Genomic DNA, 17,780 nt, shown 5'->3' with positions numbered 1-17,780 from the left:
CCTCGCATCAAAAGCGCTCCTGAACTTCGGTTCCGGGGCGCTTTTTCGTCTCAATTCAAATATCCTCACCCGGTGGATCAAGCAGCCCGCCCGGCGCAAGCAAGGCACGCTCTGAAAGCCACGGGTTCAGTTCGAGTGCATGGTTCAGCGCCGTTCGCGCTTCGTCCAGCCGCTTGAGACCCAACAGCGATAATGCCCGCCCGCTAAGCGCCGCTACATGGTTCGGGGACAGCTCAATGGCCCGATCCAGATCGATCAGGGCCGCACCGTAATCCTGCTGCAAATAGTTGACGAACGCCCGTTGATTGTACCCCTCGGCATAATCCGGGCAATAAGCGACCAGAGCGTCAAACTCGGCCAGCGCACCGGTCAAATCCCAAGACTCGCGCAGAGACATCCCGCGATCCAACAGGGTTTGAGATCGGGCGTCCGGCGCATCGGTCCAGAGTTGCCACATCCGTCCCGAAATGCCCCGCGCCTCGCGCTCAGACGACGCGGTTTGGGCTTGCGTAATCAGGGCGTCGACGCCAGAGATATGATCCGGCGCAACCGGGCAATCTGCAGAAGCCTGAGCGGCAGAACCAGCGAGTATGGCAACGATAAGTACGTTTTTCATCCTCTCTAACCTGATCCATCAGTCGTTTAGGTCAACTGCTTTATAGCGGAGCCAGCAACCCGGTTTCTTTCACCGCCTCCATCGCAACGAAGGTGGAGGTGTTGGCAACATGCGGCAGGGATGAGATTTTCTCGGCTAGCACCGTGCGGTATTCCGTCATCGATCGGGTGCGGATTTTAAGCAGATAGTCAAAGTTGGACGCGATCATATGAGCCTGTTCAATCTCAGCAACTCTGCGCACCGCTGCATTGAACTCGGCCAGTGCCTTTTCACGAGTATCTGTGAGACGCACCTCGACAAAGGCCACATGGTCAAGGCCCAGACGGATCGGGTCCAACATGGCGCGATAGCCTGTGATGATCCCGTCAGCCTCAAGCCGCTTGAGCCGCGCCTGTGTCGGCGATTTTGACAAGCCGATCCTGCGCGCAAGGTCCGTCACTGAGATGCGGCCATCTTCAGCTAATGCCGTAAGGATCGCGCGGTCAAAGCGATCAAGGCTGGACAAGTCGTTTTGCATGATTAAGCTCCTATATTTCAGCCAATTCGACCAGAATTCGAGAAAATTCGGTCCATTCTCCTGACTATAGGCGGTTATATTAGGCAAAAGCCCCGGAGTACACATGTCACACAGCCTACGCACCAAAATCGACACTCAAACTTATGCCGACCAGTCCACTGTACTGGACGCGCTGATCTCTCAGGCCAAGCTGTCAGAGGCCGACCGAACGGCCATTTGTGAGGCTGCAGCACAGCTGGTGCGCGACATCCGCTCAAGCACGTCGCCTGGCATGATGGAAGTGTTTCTGGCTGAATACGGCCTATCCACTGATGAAGGCGTTGCGCTTATGTGTTTGGCCGAAGCGCTGTTGCGTGTGCCAGATGCGGATACCATTGACGCACTGATCGAAGACAAGATCGCCCCGTCAGACTGGGGAAAACATCTGGGACAATCATCCTCGTCACTGGTGAACGCGTCGACATGGGCGTTGATGCTAACAGGCCGGGTCCTGGACGAAGACAAATCCTCGCCCGTCGGCGCGCTGCGCGGGGCCATCAAGCGGCTGGGTGAACCAGTGATCCGCACCGCAGTTGGTCGTGCGATGAAAGAAATGGGGCGTCAGTTCGTTTTGGGCGAAACCATTCAATCCGCCATGAAGCGCGCCAAAGGAATGGAAGATAAGGGCTATACCTACTCGTACGACATGCTGGGCGAGGCGGCACGGACCGAGGCCGATGCTGCCCGCTATCACCTGTCTTACTCGCGCGCGATCGCCGCTATTGCCGAGGCCTGCACCCATAAAGACATTCGCGAAAATCCGGGCATCTCGGTCAAGCTGTCGGCCCTGCACCCCCGTTATGAGCTGGCACAAGAACAACGGGTGATGGACGAACTGGTGCCCCGGCTGCGCGCGCTGGCTTTGCTGGCCAAGGCGGCGGGCATGGGACTGAACGTTGACGCGGAAGAGGCAGATCGCCTGTCGCTCTCGCTGCAGGTGATCGAAGAAGTTATGGCAGAGCCTGCACTGGCCGGTTGGGACGGGTTCGGCATCGTTGTGCAAGCCTACGGCCCACGCGCCGGGTTGGTGCTGGATACGCTCTATGACATGGCCCAGCGGCACGACCGCAAGCTGATGGTGCGGCTGGTCAAGGGCGCTTATTGGGATACCGAGATCAAGCGCGCGCAAGTCGAGGGCGTCGATGGTTTTCCGGTCTTCACCGATAAGGCGGCGACGGATGTGTCCTATATCGCCAACGCCCGCAAGCTGCTGGGAATGACCGACCGTATCTATCCGCAATTTGCCACGCATAACGCCCATACGGTCAGCGCCATCCTACAAATGGCGGACGGCCAGCCATTCGAATTCCAGCGCCTGCACGGGATGGGTGAGACCCTGCATCAGATCGTGCGCGACAAGCGGACCTCGCGCTGCCGTATCTATGCTCCGGTTGGTGCGCATCGGGATCTGTTGGCCTATCTGGTGCGTCGCCTTCTGGAAAACGGGGCAAATTCCTCGTTCGTCAATCAGATCGTTGATGAGGAAGTCGCCCCAGAAACCGTTGCCGCAGATCCGTTCGTGGCCGTTCAAACACCTGGCAAACCGCTGCCAACCGGGCCTGAGTTGTTCGCACCGGAACGCCCAAACTCGAAAGGCTTTGATCTGCACCATACGCCAACGCTAGACAAGATTGACATCGCACGCGACGCCTTCCGCGCCCATCATTGGTACGCCCGACCTTTGCTTTCGGATGATGCACAGCCTTTGGCAGACACTCCCGTGATCAATCCCGCGCAACCACTGGATCGTCCCGGTTCGGTTGCTGCGGCCAGCCCCGAAGACGTGGAACTGGCGTTGGCCAGCGCTTGCCCATGGCAGGCTTCAGCAGAGAAGCGCGCTGAAATTCTAAATAGAGCAGCCGATCTCTACGAAGCGCATTTTGGAGAGCTGTTTGCCCTGCTCGCCCGCGAAGCCGGAAAATCCGTGCCCGATGCGGTAGCCGAGCTGCGCGAAGCGGTTGATTTCCTGCGCTACTACGCCGCCAATATTCCTGCCGCCAAACCCGCCGGAATATTCACCTGCATCAGCCCATGGAACTTCCCTCTGGCGATCTTCACCGGGCAGATATCGGCTGCGTTGGCCACCGGCAACGCTGTGCTGGCAGCCCCTGCCCCGCAAACGCCATTGATCGCCCATCGTGCCATTCAACTGATGCATGAAGCAGGCGTTCCACGCGATGCGCTGCAACTTCTTCCGGGCGGGCCGAAGGTGGGTGCGGCGCTAACTTCGGACGAACGCGTCTCTGGTGTGGCCTTTACCGGTTCCACCGCGACCGCGCTGAAAATCCGATCAGCAATGGCGCAGCACATGCGGCCGGGTACGTCATTGATCGCCGAGACCGGCGGTCTGAACGCCATGATCGTAGACAGCACCGCTTTGCCGGAACAAGCGGTCCAATCGATTATCGAAAGCGCGTTCCAATCGGCAGGCCAGCGGTGCTCGGCCCTGCGTTGTCTTTATCTGCAAGAGGATATTGCCGAGGACGTTCTGACCATGTTGCAAGGGGCGATGGACGCTTTGCATGTGGGCGATCCTTGGCTGATATCAACTGATTGCGGCCCGGTCATTGACGCGCAAGCCCGGCAAATCATCGCGGACCACGTGGCCCAGGCCCGCTCAGAAGGACGGGTACTGAAGGAGATGACAACGCCTCCTGAGGGTACATTTATCGCACCGACTCTGATCGAGATACCCGGCATCTCGGCGCTAGAGCGCGAGGTGTTCGGTCCGGTTCTGCATGTCGCCCGGTTCAAGGCGCAAGATATCGACAAGGTCATTGCGGATATCAATGCCACGGGGTACGGCCTGACTTTCGGCCTGCACACTCGGATCGACGACCGGGTGCAGCATGTGACCGAGGCGATCCATGCCGGTAATATCTACGTCAACCGCAACCAGATCGGCGCAATCGTCGGCTCGCAACCCTTCGGTGGCGAAGGTCTGTCCGGCACCGGCCCCAAGGCGGGCGGTCCGAACTATATGGCACGGTTCTGCGCACCTGATCGGCAGAATGCTTCGGGACGCTGGGACAGTTCGGCTGAACCAGGTGCGCCCGAAGGGCAACCTGCAACGCCCAGCACCCAATCTCTGCCCGGTCCCACCGGCGAATCAAACCGCCTGACCGAATATGCCCGTGCGCAGCTTTTGTGCATGGGTCCGGGGGCCGAGGCCGCCAAGGCTCAGGCGGATGCGGTCAAATCGTTGGGTGGTACTGCGATCCAGATGACCGGCACGTTGGACCTGCACCGCCTTGAAAACCTGACCGGTTTCTCGGGCGTTCTGTGGTGGGGCGACGATGACACTGCCCGCCAGATCGAACAGCACCTGGCCCGGCGCGATGGACCGATCATCCCGCTGATCCCCGGCCAGCCCGACCGCGCGCGGGTTCTGGGCGAACGCCATGTCTGTGTCGACACCACCGCCGCCGGAGGCAACGCCGCCCTTCTGGGAGGTGCGGCATAACCGGACCTTGACGCTGGGCGGTGAAAAGCCCAGCGTCGCGCCATGTTTCCGATCCGAGACCATAACCCTTCGGGGCGTACTCCGTTTGTTGTTTATGCCCTTATGGCTGCGAACATACTGATCTTCCTCAGCTATGTGGGTGTCATGGAGAATGCGCGGCTGATCAATCAGCTTTATATTGACTACGCGGTCATTCCTGCCCGGATAACTGACGGCTATGGGTTCGAGACACTCGTGACTTCAATGTTCCTGCATGGGGGCTGGATGCATCTGGCGGGAAACATGCTGTTTCTGTGGATATTCGGCGATAACCTCGAAGACGAAATGGGGCATGTGCTGTTTCTCGTGTTCTATCTGCTGGCGGGAATCGGAGCGGGGCTGATTCACGTCATTTCGGCACCGGATTCGGTGGTGCCAACAATTGGCGCGTCTGGAGCGATCGCTGGTGTCATGGGCGGCTATCTTCTGCTTTTCCCAAAAGCGCGCGTAGATATCCTGCTGATTCTGATCGTCTATATCCGGATCTTCACTATCCCGGCCTTTATCATGCTGGGGGTCTGGCTGGGGCTTCAGTTCCTTGGCAGCCTGGCCAGCAATCCCGATGAAGGTGGCGTTGCCTATTGGGCGCATACCGGAGGGTTCTTTGTTGGTCTGATCCTGTGCATCCCCCTATGGCTCAGGCGCGGAGGGACTGGGTTCTGGAACCGCACCCACGGCCATCCGCCGCATCCGGAACACAAGTACAAACTCTCGCAATCGCGCATCCCCAGAGTGCCGCGCAAATAATCAAGCGTCAGCTCTTGGGTAGCCTACCGCCGCTCAGGTGGGTGATCTCTTGCGCCGCGCGCATGACCAGATCGCCCAACTCGGGCGCGCGTTCGCGGCTGAACCTTACGGTGGGTCCGGATACCGAGATACCGGCGCAAGGCTCAGCCCTGTCATTGAAGATGGCCGCACCAATGCAAGACATACCTTCATACCGTTCTTCGTGATCGTAAGACCAACCTCGGGTACGAGTTTCAGCCAGATCTGCATACAGGCCCGAAGCGGGCAACTGCGTATTTTCAGTGAAAGCAACCGGATCAATCCGGCCCAGAACTTTGCCTAAACTCTCTTCGCTCAACGCAGCGAGAATAGCCTTTCCTGTACCGGACGCATACATGGGCGTCCGCGCACCGGGTGGAAAGAAGGCCCGGATGGGGTTCTGAGTTTCGACCTGCCCGACAAAGACCACCTCTGCTCCATCGGGTACGGCCAGATTTGCGGTCTCACCGCTGTCTTGCATCAGACGCCGCAGGATCGGCCTGCCGATTTCCAGAACGCTGTTGCGCCGCAGAAAAGACGCACCGGTCCGATAGGCTTCGATTCCGACCAGCCATTCCTGCCGTTCCTCATCAAAGGATACGAATCCGTGTTTTTGCAGTGTCACAAGAATGCGATGCGTGGTGGCCGTCGGTACATCGACCTCGCGGGCAAGATCGCTTAGCGCGACGCGCTCTAGCCGGGCAACGGTGGTAAGTACGCTCAGCGCCCGATCCAATGATTGCATGGTCCCGGCCGAACTTTCTTTGAACAGCGATTTGGGTCTGCCGCGCGGTCGCTTTTGCGTTTCCATTTCTCACCTGGCTTTCGGACTTTCCCCCGAAAACCCGAACCAATTTTTCTGGCCCGGAATTCTCCGAGATCATTTTGATAAACTGAATTCCTATCCGTTTCAGCACCTTATCAATTTAACGGGTAAAATGAAAATATTTTTCAAGAAAATTGCAACACACAACCGTTCAAGCGACACTTGGGTCCAAAGCAGAGGATTGAGTTATGTCGCATCAAAACCCGGTCTTTATCCCAGGCCCAACCAACATTCCTGATCGTTTGCGCCTTGCCATGCAGGTTCAGACGCAAGACCACCGCGCCCCGGACTTCGTTGAAACCTTCGCCCCGGTACTGGAGGATACAAAACAGGTCTTTGGCACCACCGAAGGCCAGATCGTCACTTTTCCAGCCAGCGGAACGGGCGGTTGGGAGGCAGCTATTACAAATACGCTCAGCCCCGGTGACAAGGTTCTTGTCGCCCGCTACGGCGTCTTCAGCCATCGCTGGATCGATCTGTGCGAAAGACACGGGTTGGACGTTCAGATTGTTGAATGTCCATGGGGAACAGGCGCGCCTGCAGACAGGTTCGAGGCGATCCTGTCCGCGGATAAAGCGCATGAAATCAAGGCCGTATTGGTGACGCATAACGAAACCGCGACAGGTGTGCGTTCCGATATCAGCGCTGTACGCGGTGCGATCGATGCGGCGCATCACCCGGCCATGATGTATGTGGATTGCGTGAGCTCTTTGGCCTCAATGCCGTTCGAGTTTGACCGGTGGGGCGTGGATATTGCGGTCTCGGGGTCGCAAAAGGGGTTCATGCTGGCCACCGGCATGGCGATCCTGTGCGTCAGCCCCAAGGCTCTGGCAGCAATGGATACCGCCCAACTGCCCCGCACCTTCTTTGATTTCCGTGATATGATGTCGGCAAATGCGTCTGGCGGCTTTCCCTATACTCCGCCTTTGCAGCTGATCTACGGTATGCGCGAAAGCCTTAAGATGTTGTTCGAGGAGGGGTTGGACAATGTCTATGCCCGCCACACCCGTCTGGCCGAAGGTGTGCGCCGCGCGACTGCGGCCTGGGGCCTGAAGTTGGTCGCACAATCTCCTGACCTCTACTCGGATACCGTCAGCGCCATTTTTGTGCCCGAAGGTTTCGACAGCAACGAACTGACTGACCATACCTTCAACACCTATGGGGTATCCTTCGGCATTGGTCTGGGTGAGTTGAATGGCAAAGCGTTCCGTATTGGCCACTTGGGCAGCCTGACCGATGTTATGGTCCTGTCGGGGCTGGCCACGGTCGAGATGGCCATGGCCGATCTGAACTACCCAGTGAAGCTTGGCAGCGGGGTTGCTGCGGCGCAGGAATTCTATCGCGCCAGCTCAACTAGCCACGCAAAAGCCGCAGCTTAGGGAGGACAGTCATGTTGGATCAAATCCCCGTCGCCGACCTGACGTATGACGACGTACAGGCTGCGCATGAAAGGATCAAGCCGCACATCCGGCGCACACCGGTAATGACCTCGGACTATCTGAACGAATTGACCGGCGCACAGCTGTTCTTCAAAAGCGAGAACTTTCAGGAAGCAGGTGCATTCAAAGTGCGCGGTGCCAGTAATGCGGTCTTCGGCCTAAGCGATGAAATGGCGACCAAGGGTGTTTGCACCCACTCAAGCGGGAACCACGCCCTGTCGTTGTCATATGCGGCGGGTCGCCGGGGCATTCCATGCAATGTGGTGATGCCGCGCACCGCGCCGCAGGCCAAGAAAGACGCGGTACGACGCTTTGGTGGTACGATCACTGAATGCGAACCGTCCACGTCGTCCCGCGAAGCGACCTTTGCCGAGGTGCAGGCCCGAACAGGCGGAGAGTTCGTGCACCCGTACAACGACCCTCGTGTTATCACTGGTCAGGCCACATGTTCGGCTGAATTGCTTGAGCAGACCGATGGCCTGGATGCAGTTATCGCGCCAATCGGCGGTGGCGGGATGGTCTCAGGCACCTGTCTGACGGTCTCGAACCTGGCACCAGGAACCGCGATCTATGCGGCTGAGCCTGAGCAGGCGGACGATGCGTACCGTTCCTTCAAAGCGGGTCATATCATTGCGGACGATGCCCCGAAAACGGTGGCGGACGGGCTGTTGGTCCCGCTCAAGGAAAACACATGGCACTTTGTGTCGAACAATGTGACCGACATCTTCACCGCGTCCGAGCAAGAGATCATCGACGCAATGAAACTCACCTGGAAATACTTGCGCGTGGTGATGGAGCCGTCTTCGGCCGTTCCTCTGGCCACCATTCTTAAGAACCCCGACACCTTCCGGGGCAAGCGCGTCGGCGTCATCATCACCGGCGGCAACGTGGATCTGGACAAGCTGCCCTGGCTGAAAGGGCAAGGAGAAACAGGATGAACAAACCGATGAACAGTGATCAATTCGAAGTTGGCTATGACATCCCTGCCGCGATCGGCATGGATGAATCCGAAATCCAGACGCCTTGCCTGATCCTTGATCTGGACGCGCTCGAGCGTAACATCAAGAAGATGGGCGACTATGCCAAGGCACATGGGATGCGGCACCGGGTGCATGGCAAGATGCACAAATCCGTAGACGTCGCGAAGCTGCAGGAACAATTGGGCGGCGCAGTCGGCGTCTGCTGCCAAAAGGTTTCCGAGGCCGAGGTGTTTGCGCGCGGAGGTATCAAAGACATTCTTGTCTCGAATCAAGTGCGGGACCCGGCCAAGATTGACCGTCTGGCGCGCCTGCCGAAGCTTGGTGCACGCACAATCGTTTGCGTCGACGATGTGGACAACGTCGCTGACCTTTCAGCTGCTGCCGCTAAGCATGGCACTGAATTGGAGGTTTTTGTCGAGATCGACTGCGGCGCGGGCCGCTGTGGTGTCACCATGACCCCCGCCGTGATCGAAATCGCCAAGGCTGTTGAGGCCGCCCCTAACCTGAAATTTACCGGCATTCAGGCCTATCAAGGCGCGATGCAGCATCTGGATACGTATGAGGCGCGCAAAGAAAAACTGGATACCGCAATCGCCATGGTCAAGGATGCCGTCGACGGATTGAAGGCTGAAGGGATCGACTGCGAGCTGGTTTCGGGCGGCGGTACGGGGTCTTATTACTTCGAAAGCAACTCGGGCGTTTATAACGAGCTGCAGTGCGGCTCTTATGCCTTCATGGATGCTGATTACGGTCGGATTCTGGACAAGGACGGTCAACGGATCGATCAGGGTGAATGGGAAAACGCCTTGTTCATTCTGACCAGCGTGATGAGCCACGCCAAAGCGGACAAGGCAATCTGCGATGCGGGTCTGAAGGCGCAATCCGTCGATAGCGGCCTGCCCTTCATCTTTGGGCGGGACGATGTGGAATACCTGAAGTGCTCGGACGAACACGGGGTGATTGGCGATCCGGATGGGGTGCTGAAGGTCAATGACAAGCTGCGGCTGGTGCCCGGCCACTGTGACCCGACCTGCAACGTTCATGACTGGTACGTCGGTGTGCGCGGCGGCAAGGTTGAAGCCCTTTGGCCGGTCTCTGCCCGTGGCAAGGCCTATTGATCAACAGATGAATGCAGGGGCGGACGTTTAGCACCGCCCTTTCTAATGCCATCAAAAAGAAAGACAAACGCGATGATCATCGTTCCTGAAAAGGAAATCGGCGCTCTGTTAGGCCGACAGGAAAGCTATACTGCGGTTGAGCAAGTGTTTGCCGCGATGGCGGCTGGGGATGCCTACAACTTCCCGGTCGTGCGCGAGGCCATAGGTCATGCGGATGCGCTCTATGGGTTCAAAGGCGGGTTTGATCGCACGGGCATGAACCTTGGCCTGAAAGCAGGCGGGTATTGGCCAAACAATCTGGAAACGCACGGGCTGATCAATCACCAATCCACCGTGTTTTTGTTTGATCCAGATACGGGTCGCGTTCGGGCCATCGTTGGGGGCAACCTGCTGACCGCACTGCGCACGGCTGCAGCCTCGTCGGTTTCGATCAACCATTTGGCACGCAAGGATGCCAAGGTGATCGGAATGGTCGGCGCCGGGCATCAGGCGACATTCCAATTGCGCGCGGCATTGGAACAGCGGGATTTTGAGAAAGTCATAGGCTGGAACTTGCATCCAGAAATGCTGCCAAATCTCAAAAAGGTCGCGGCTGAAGCGGGGCTGCCTTTTGAGGCTGTGGATCTGCCCGGCATGGTGCAGGCGGACGTGATTGTCACCATCACCTCCTCCTTCGCACCTAGCCTGATGTCTGAACATGTCTCGGACGGCTCTCACATCGCATGTATGGGCACCGATACCGTCGGTAAGCAAGAGATCGCCACAGACCTGATCGCGCGCGCAAGCGTCTTTACCGACGAGGTCGCGCAGGCCGTGAGATTGGGTGAAAGCCAGCATGCCGTGGCTGCCGGAATGAAAGCCGAAGGCGATATCCGGCAGATCGGAGAGGTCATTAACGGTACCCATTCCGGGCGTGTGTCCGAGGCTGAGGTGACCGTGTTCGACGGTACTGGCGTGGGGCTGCAAGATCTAGCTGTGGCAAGCGCAGTGGTCGATTTGGCAGTCCAGCAAGGGATTGCGATCGAGGTCGACTTCTAAACCAAAACGCGCGCCCGGAACGGACGCGCGTACCATGATCAAATGACCGGGGTTGAATATCAGCCCCGGATTACCTTTGCGAAATTGTCAAAGATCGGTTCATTGGCGCAGATCACTTCGCCATCCTCAAGCACGCTGCCTTCGGGGTTCAGCGCCTGAACAAAGCCGCCCGCCTCTTTCACGATGATGATGCCTGCGGCCAGATCCCAGGCGTTCAGGCGACGCTCCCAAAAGCCTTCGTAACGACCGGCGGCCACATAGGCCATGTCCAGCGCGGCAGCACCCCAGCGACGAACACCTGCACAGGTAGGCATCAGACGGGCCAGGTCCTGCAAGGTCGCAGGCAGGTCCGAACGGCCACCGAATGGCAGACCCGTCGCGAAGATCGACTCGATCATGCGATGGCGGCCCGACACGCGGATGCGCATGTCGTTCATCCACGCACCTTCGCCTTTTTCGGCAAAGAACATCTCATCCTTGGCAGGGTCATAGATCACACCCGAAACGATCTTGCCCTTATGTTCCAACGCGATTGAAACGGCCCAGTGCGGCAGCCCGTGCAGGAAGTTGGTTGTCCCATCCAGCGGGTCGACGATCCAGCGACGAGTCGGGTCTTCGCCGTCAATCGCGCCGCCCTCTTCGGCCAGCCAACCATAGGTCGGACGGGCACCCAGCAATTCCTCTTTCAGGATGGCTTCGGCCGCGATATCGGCCTTCGACACAAAGTCGCCCGCACCTTTCATCGACACCTGCAGGTTCTCGACTTCACGAAAATCCTTGACCAGAGAACGCCCCGCCTTACGCGCGGCCTTGATCATGATGTTGAGATTTGCACTGCCAACCATTTTCCATAGGCTCCTGTCCGGTCAAGCCGCGCGTATACTGGGGCAACGCGCCCTTGCCAAGAGGAATGATGCGCATGGCTGATCTGCGTCCGGTGTTATTGAGTCTGAAGCTTACGCGCCTCGGTCCGCGCCAGTTTCACCAACTCTTGCACAAAGGGTTTTTCAAGGTCTTCGCTGCGGACCGCAGCATATAACCTGCGGGTAATCCCGTCTTTGGTAAGCGGGCGCGTGACGTAGTCCGAGCTATACTTTACCTCGCGCACCACCCAGTCCGGAAGAACGGATATGCCCCTATTCGAAGCCACCAACAACAAGATCACAGCGGTCAGTTCAACCTGTCGGATGGTGGCAGGCTCGACCCGGGCCGGGATCAGCAACTGACTGAAAACATCCAACCGGGTTCGTTCGACCGGGTAGGTAATCAGTGTCTGACCTCGGAAATCTTCAGCTTCGATATAGGGCTTTTCAGCCAATGGATGCGAAGACGCCGCGACAAATACGGCCTGGTAGTCAAAGAGTTCGACAAATTCGACACCCGGCAGATCTTCGGGGTCAGAGGACACCACCAGATCAACCTCTTCTTTCTGCAAGGCGGGCAACGCGTCGAATGCAAGGCCCGGGCGGATATCCACATCAACGTCTGACCAGGATTTGCGGAAAGCTTCAAGCACCGGAAACAGCCACTCGAAACAAGCGTGACATTCGATCGCAATGTGCATCCGACCGGTTCGACCGTCGCGCAGCGATGAAAACTCATCCTGCATCGCCTCGACCTGAGGCAGAATTTGTTCAGCGAGCCGCAGCAGCCGCAAACCAGCTGCCGACAACTTCATCGGCTTGGATCGACGTAAAAACAGCTCGACCCCGGCCTGATCTTCCAACCCCTTGATCTGGTGACTTAGTGCGGATTGCGTGATGTTTAGCTGATCAGCTGCACGCGCAAGCCCACCGCATTCGTGGATGGCTTTGATCGTCCGTAAGTGGCGAAATTCGATATGCATTACTCACGTGACTCATGTTGTTGTTGAACAATATGAGTTTGTCTCACACTACACATAATGGCACAAGGGTATAAATGACAGCTACGAGGCCACTATGACCAAGCCTGAAATTTCATTCGAGTTCTTTCCGCCGCAGACTCTGGAGGCCTCGTTTCGCCTTTGGGATACGGTCCAGACCTTGGCGCCGCTGAACCCGCGGTTTGTATCGGTGACTTATGGTGCTGGTGGTACAACACGTGAGTTGACGCGTGATGCAGTTGCAACCTTACACAAATCCTCGGGGCTGCCTGTTGCTGCGCATCTGACCTGTGTCGATGCCTCGCGTCAGGAGACGCTTGAGATTGCAGACACATTCGCGCGCGCAGGCGTTCAGGATATCGTTGCCCTGCGTGGCGACCCCCCCAAAGGTCAAGACCGGTTCGCCCCCCACCCGGATGGCTTCGCCAACTCGGTAGAACTGATTTCTGCACTAGCCGAGACCGAGATGTTCAGCATCCGTGTCGGCGCTTATCCGGATAAACATCCAGAAGCAAGCAATGCCCGCGCTGATGTGGATTGGCTAAAGGCCAAGCTGGATGCGGGCGCGGACGAGGCGTTGACCCAATTCTTCTTCGAGGCTGAAACCTTCTTCCGGTTTCGCGATGCCTGCGAAAAAGCGGGGATCGACAAGCCTATCGTACCGGGCATTCTTCCCATCGAGAACTGGAAGGGTGCGCGTAACTTTGCAAAACGCTGTGGCGCCCACATTCCCGACTGGATCGAGAACGCATTTGACAAAGCAATCCGGGACGATCGCGAAGATCTTCTTGCGACGGCGCTATGCACCGAACTCTGCTCGGACCTGATAGAAGGCGGCGTGGACAAACTGCATTTCTATACGCTCAACCGACCTGAGCTTACTCGGGATGTTTGCTTTGCCCTGGGCATTACCCCCCAGACCGAATTGCAGAACGTCGCCTGATCCCACTGTTTTTGCGCTTGCCCTGTATCGCCGGGCACGGCAGTCGTCTGCCATGCTCATTTGCGACAACCGCTGCGCAGGCGACAATCTCGATATGCACCCGTCAACTGTTGCCCTACCTCAGTCTAATTCCTGAAAAAATTTGACAAAAATGTGATCAATGGCAATCTGACCCCGTTGTAGTTTTAATGAGTGTTTTGAGTATGAAGCCAGTGAGCAAGGTACAGGCTCGGGCCGAAGCGTTGCAGGTTCTTGGTCTGCCCCCAAATGCAAACGCAAACGAGATTCGTGAAGCCTGGCGCAAAATCGCGTTCCACGATCATCCTGATCATACCGATGGTGATTATTCCGGGTTTTCGGATGCCAAATCAGCCTATGATTTTTTGCGTAAAGAAGGGATGACACGCAAAAACGGTTTAGATTCTTCTACACCGCGTCGTCCTCGTCTGAAGAAACGCGTAATCGAACTGGCCGCAGATGAAATCAAAGCTTGTCACGATCTGTTAAAACCCGAACACGCGCTGAAGGATTTATCGGAACTAGGTGAAACGGACGCCGCCAAAAGTGCCCGCGACTCTTCGGACCATGTTCCTGATGCAATCGGATGCTTCGGGCGCGATCTTACCTACTTCGTTGCATCGTCAGTCTGCGAAGGGTCTAACCGCGTTGCATTGCCAACCTCGGTCCTTTCCGGCTACCGCAAGTCAGAAACAGAGATTCTGACCTTTCGGTCCAAAGGCTCGGGCTCCGGTGAGATTGTCATTCCTGACCCGATACGCGAGAGGAAATTTCCCGGTGCCAAGAGTGTAACAATACGGTTCGAAGCGGATCAACACATGCGGGATATGTTCGAGTTGGCGGGGTGAGAGAACCCGCCAGCGAAAAAAGCCCGGCCTTAGTGGCCGGGCTTTCTTTCATTAATCGGAATCAGTTGGAAATCGGGCCTTCTGATGTGAATTTCGGGATCACGCTGGTCGAAGCGGCATCCCCTTCGATTCCGGGCCAGTTGCCTTCCGCCAGGTCGATGTTGGCCGGAACATCCTCTTCCCAGAAACCAACAACAACATCAGTGATGTTCAGATAGAGCTTGTCATCGACAATACGCCACAGATTTGGGTTGCCCGGAACCTTGCCGCCTTTCGACACGCCGTATGCACAATGGCCATCATATTGCGGTGCGTAAAAGGCCGGGTTTTCCAGAAACTTGTCACGGTTCTCTTCGGTCGCAAACGCCCAGGTAACACCATTATAGTCTGCGGTGATGTCGGCCCGACCGCGAACAGCCTCGGGTTGCGACTGGCCTACAGGAACCTGATCCAGGCTGCGGTAAGCAACAACGTCGTATCCCGATACGGCAAATCCGGTGCCATCAACATATTGTTCTCCGGCGAACGCGGGCACGGCAAAAGCCATCGTCGCGGCAAGGGTCAGCGCAAAGCGTTTCATGTGATTGGTCCTCATGTCCTTACGGTTTCTGGTCACCCGAACTGCGGGTCTGGTCAAACAATAGGTAATTTTGGCCCGGCGCGAAGACCCCCTCGCGCCGCTGTGAAAACCAGAGGGGTTTTGTGAGGTGAACGAGGCGCAATGTTACAAATATCTCGCCACATCCGGGGTTGGACTTTGAGTTTTGCAATATTAGCTGTGAAGGCGGCGGCGTTTTGGCCAAATGATGCAGAAAGGCAAAAGATGAGCGAACAATCCACTTACACACCCCCAAAGGTCTGGACTTGGGACAGCGAAAGCGGAGGACGCTTTGCCAATATAAACCGGCCCATAGCTGGTGCGACCCACGAAAAGGATCTTCCGGTCGGGAAGCACCCGCTTCAACTGTATTCGCTCGCCACCCCGAACGGCGTCAAGGTTACGGTCATGCTGGAGGAGCTTTTGGCATTGGGCCATTCCGGGGCCGAATACAATGCGTGGCTGATCAACATCGGTGAAGGTGATCAGTTCAGCTCGGGCTTTGTCGGGGCCAATCCTAACTCGAAGATACCGGCGCTGTGGGATCATTCAGGTGAAACACCTGTGCGCGTTTTCGAGAGCGCCTCCATCTTGCTGCATCTCGCTGAGAATTTCGGTGAGTTTCTGCCCGCCAGCGGTGCCGAACGGACAGAAGTGATGAACTGGTTGTTCTGGCAAATGGGCAGCGCGCCATATCTGGGCGGTGGCTTTGGCCACTTCTACGCTTATGCGCCTGAGAAATGGCAATACCCGATCGACCGTTTCGCGATGGAGGCCAAACGCCAGTTGCATGTGCTGGAACTGGAACTTGCCGATAAGCCTTATATTGCAGGTCAGGACTATACGATCGCCGACATGGCGATCTGGCCGTGGTACGGGCAGCTTGTTCTGGGCCGTCTATACGATGCGGCAGAATTCCTGGATGTCGAAAGCTATGAAAACGTGATGCGGTGGGCCAAAGCCATCGATGCTCGGCCCGCCGTTCAGCGCGGCCGGATGGTCAATCGTGCGTTTGGAGAGCCGCATACGCAGTTGCACGAACGCCATGACGCCAGCGATTTTGAGACGCGCACGCAGGATAAACTGGAAGCGGCAGACTAACGCCCTGCGCTACTTCAATATTGGGGGCCGCTCGGGATCACTGCCCGGCGCGGCCCTTTCCATTTGGGGCGCTTGAGGCTGGGGCAAATCGAACCGCAGCCCAACCTTTGCCAAGGCAGAAGTAGCCGGATCCTGCACTTCAAAAAAGCCAACATCCAGCGCTCCGGCCTCGATCCCCGAAAAGGTCAATGCCTCGGATACGGCGCGTGCAAGCGCTGGCTGCGCGCCTTCGACCGCTGAAACAAAACCCAATAAATGGCCCTGCCCCCCATCTTCAGTCTTTGTCCCAACCAGAAACGCCGCCGCAGCCAGACCTGCAGCCGTCGCCAGCTTTACATCAAGCGCGGTCAACAGAACATCAGGCAAACCGGAGGGCGGATGGAATTCGGCAAGTCGCTGCTGCACCTCCTTAGGACCATGCTGCAGCGTGTCAGACAACCAACCGAGCGCTTCAGCGGGGATCAACATCGACGACGGTGCAACATCAAGGTTCAGACCCAGCCCGACCCCCTGCCCCGACAACATCCCTGAAAGAACACGACCCGACAGAGCGACATAGGGGACCGGTCGACCCGCAAATGCCGCCATTCGTTCCTCGAGATCAAACACCAGAACAAAACGACCATCCGCCACATCGAACAGCTCAGGCGAAATGCTTTCATCCTTCGCTTCCTCGGTCAGCATCAGGAACAGCTCGCTATCGGCCAGTCTTTCGAAAAAGCGTAGTCGAGCGTTGTCGTCTTCCGGGGCCGCCTGCATGGCGTTATGTGCAGCATCCAAAGCTGTGGCTTCAGTCATTCAGAACCTCGTGCACCCGTTTCTGTAGCACCGGCAACAGCTCGGCCTCGAACCAGGGGTTTTTCTTCAGCCAAGCCGTATTGCGCCAGGACGGGTGAGGCAAGGCAAAGACGCGCGGCGCATGGTCTCGCCAAAGGCTGACGGTCTCGGTAACCGGTGTTTTTACGCCAAGATGGTATTTATGGGCATGACCCCCGACGAGGATCGTCAACGGTACTTCTCCCAACGCAGCCATCACCTTGTCATGCCAGGTGCGCCCGCATATCGACGGCGGAGGCAGGTCGGCCTTGCGCTCATTGTATCCGGGGAAGCAAAACGCCATCGGCACGATGGATACGCGCGAACGGTCATAAAATGCGTTCTCATCCAGTCCCAGCCAATCCCGCAGCCGGTCACCCGAAGGGTCGGTGAAAGGCTTCCCTGAAGCATGGACGCGCGCGCCCGGTGCCTGACCTGCGATCAAAATGCGCGCACCGGGGCGAAACCAGACCACCGGGCGCGGCTGGTGCGCAGTCGCGGTCTGCGCGAACCTGTCCGCACACAAACGGCAGGCTTGGATGTCCTCAATCAGCGAATTCATCGGATCAACAGGCTTTTGCAATGTTCATCGATGAAGATAGGCATCATCTACCCTCTAGCCAATGAAACCGTCCTTGCAACACATCAATGTCATGAACGCGGATGCGCATTGATCATTTGTTTCATATTTCGACATAATGTGGCCAACATGGATCGGTAGCACACCGATCCTCAAACCGTCAAAACCCCGA

General features: G+C 57.3%; 17 protein-coding genes. 9 read left to right on the top strand and 8 right to left on the bottom strand.

Annotation, left to right across the window (positions count from 1 at the left end):
- Positions 1 to 55 precede the first annotated feature (55 nt).
- Positions 56 to 616, bottom strand: coding sequence for a tetratricopeptide repeat protein (locus ACR0AU_RS10850; RefSeq protein ID WP_170392277.1), 561 nt, complete (start codon positions 614 to 616; stop codon positions 56 to 58).
- A 40-nt stretch (positions 617 to 656) separates the two neighbouring features.
- Positions 657 to 1,133 (bottom strand): winged helix-turn-helix transcriptional regulator, encoded by a 477-nt coding sequence (locus ACR0AU_RS10845; RefSeq protein ID WP_170401672.1) that lies wholly within the window; start codon positions 1,131 to 1,133, stop codon positions 657 to 659.
- Positions 1,134 to 1,236: 103 nt separating this feature from the next.
- Between ACR0AU_RS10845 and putA the strand changes: the two genes are divergently transcribed.
- Both putA and ACR0AU_RS10835 read left to right on the top strand, forming a co-directional pair.
- Positions 1,237 to 4,635, top strand: a complete 3,399-nt coding sequence (gene putA / locus ACR0AU_RS10840; RefSeq protein ID WP_170732975.1) for a bifunctional proline dehydrogenase/L-glutamate gamma-semialdehyde dehydrogenase PutA — start codon at positions 1,237 to 1,239, stop codon at positions 4,633 to 4,635.
- Positions 4,636 to 4,677: 42 nt separating this feature from the next.
- Positions 4,678 to 5,421, top strand: a complete 744-nt coding sequence (locus ACR0AU_RS10835; RefSeq protein WP_170732976.1) for a rhomboid family intramembrane serine protease — start codon at positions 4,678 to 4,680, stop codon at positions 5,419 to 5,421.
- A 7-nt stretch (positions 5,422 to 5,428) separates the two neighbouring features.
- Here the strand turns inward: ACR0AU_RS10835 and ACR0AU_RS10830 are convergent, their stop codons facing one another.
- Entirely contained in the window at positions 5,429 to 6,250 is an 822-nt protein-coding gene (locus tag ACR0AU_RS10830; protein ID WP_170564028.1) for an IclR family transcriptional regulator, read from the bottom strand.
- 203 nt (positions 6,251 to 6,453) lie between these two features.
- Between ACR0AU_RS10830 and bhcA the strand changes: the two genes are divergently transcribed.
- The 4 genes from bhcA (at position 6,454) to bhcD (ending at position 10,840) form a co-directional block, all read left to right on the top strand.
- On the top strand, positions 6,454 to 7,644 hold the full coding sequence (gene bhcA, locus ACR0AU_RS10825; protein ID WP_170732977.1) for an L-aspartate--glyoxylate aminotransferase BhcA: 1,191 nt from the start codon (positions 6,454 to 6,456) through the stop codon (positions 7,642 to 7,644).
- An 11-nt stretch (positions 7,645 to 7,655) separates the two neighbouring features.
- Positions 7,656 to 8,642, top strand: coding sequence for a beta-hydroxyaspartate dehydratase BhcB (bhcB, locus tag ACR0AU_RS10820; RefSeq protein WP_480795667.1), 987 nt, complete (start codon positions 7,656 to 7,658; stop codon positions 8,640 to 8,642).
- A complete protein-coding gene (gene bhcC / locus ACR0AU_RS10815) occupies positions 8,639 to 9,802 on the top strand; it encodes a 3-hydroxy-D-aspartate aldolase BhcC (RefSeq protein WP_480795666.1) in 1,164 nt (387 codons plus the stop codon). Before bhcB ends, bhcC begins: the two co-directional genes overlap by 4 nt.
- A gap of 72 nt (positions 9,803 to 9,874) precedes the next feature.
- On the top strand, positions 9,875 to 10,840 hold the full coding sequence (bhcD, locus tag ACR0AU_RS10810) for an iminosuccinate reductase BhcD (RefSeq protein ID WP_480795665.1): 966 nt from the start codon (positions 9,875 to 9,877) through the stop codon (positions 10,838 to 10,840).
- Positions 10,841 to 10,899: 59 nt separating this feature from the next.
- Here the strand turns inward: bhcD and ACR0AU_RS10805 are convergent, their stop codons facing one another.
- Entirely contained in the window at positions 10,900 to 11,685 is a 786-nt protein-coding gene (locus tag ACR0AU_RS10805) for an inositol monophosphatase family protein (RefSeq protein ID WP_170732981.1), read from the bottom strand.
- A gap of 95 nt (positions 11,686 to 11,780) precedes the next feature.
- Positions 11,781 to 12,686, bottom strand: a complete 906-nt coding sequence (locus ACR0AU_RS10800; protein WP_170564044.1) for a LysR family transcriptional regulator — start codon at positions 12,684 to 12,686, stop codon at positions 11,781 to 11,783.
- Positions 12,687 to 12,780: 94 nt separating this feature from the next.
- Here ACR0AU_RS10800 and metF point away from each other — a divergent pair, with 94 nt between their 5' ends.
- Together metF and ACR0AU_RS10790 are read left to right on the top strand one after the other, a co-directional pair.
- Positions 12,781 to 13,647 (top strand): methylenetetrahydrofolate reductase [NAD(P)H], encoded by an 867-nt coding sequence (gene metF, locus ACR0AU_RS10795; protein ID WP_170564047.1) that lies wholly within the window; start codon positions 12,781 to 12,783, stop codon positions 13,645 to 13,647.
- 203 nt (positions 13,648 to 13,850) lie between these two features.
- Positions 13,851 to 14,513 carry a J domain-containing protein gene (locus ACR0AU_RS10790; protein WP_170648152.1) on the top strand — a complete coding sequence of 221 codons (663 nt, stop codon included), beginning with the start codon at positions 13,851 to 13,853 and terminating at the stop codon, positions 14,511 to 14,513.
- A gap of 61 nt (positions 14,514 to 14,574) precedes the next feature.
- Here ACR0AU_RS10790 and ACR0AU_RS10785 read toward each other — a convergent pair whose 3' ends face one another.
- A complete protein-coding gene (locus ACR0AU_RS10785) occupies positions 14,575 to 15,093 on the bottom strand; it encodes a YHS domain-containing (seleno)protein (RefSeq protein ID WP_170392303.1) in 519 nt (172 codons plus the stop codon).
- A 243-nt stretch (positions 15,094 to 15,336) separates the two neighbouring features.
- On the opposite strand from ACR0AU_RS10785, the gene yghU reads away from it, so the two are divergent.
- Positions 15,337 to 16,212, top strand: coding sequence for a glutathione-dependent disulfide-bond oxidoreductase (yghU, locus tag ACR0AU_RS10780; RefSeq protein ID WP_170732982.1), 876 nt, complete (start codon positions 15,337 to 15,339; stop codon positions 16,210 to 16,212).
- A 9-nt stretch (positions 16,213 to 16,221) separates the two neighbouring features.
- On the opposite strand, the gene ACR0AU_RS10775 is transcribed toward yghU, so the two are convergent.
- Both ACR0AU_RS10775 and ACR0AU_RS10770 read right to left on the bottom strand, forming a co-directional pair.
- Positions 16,222 to 17,010 (bottom strand): SseB family protein, encoded by a 789-nt coding sequence (locus ACR0AU_RS10775; protein WP_170732983.1) that lies wholly within the window; start codon positions 17,008 to 17,010, stop codon positions 16,222 to 16,224.
- Positions 17,003 to 17,590, bottom strand: coding sequence for a uracil-DNA glycosylase family protein (locus tag ACR0AU_RS10770; protein WP_480795664.1), 588 nt, complete (start codon positions 17,588 to 17,590; stop codon positions 17,003 to 17,005). The genes ACR0AU_RS10775 and ACR0AU_RS10770 overlap by 8 nt, the downstream gene beginning before the upstream one ends.
- Positions 17,591 to 17,780: the final 190 nt, after the last annotated feature.

The organism is Ruegeria sp. CG1 (assembly GCF_056537265.1).
Note: the sequence above shows the minus strand (reverse complement) of the source record. Positions and strands in the feature narration are given on the sequence as shown.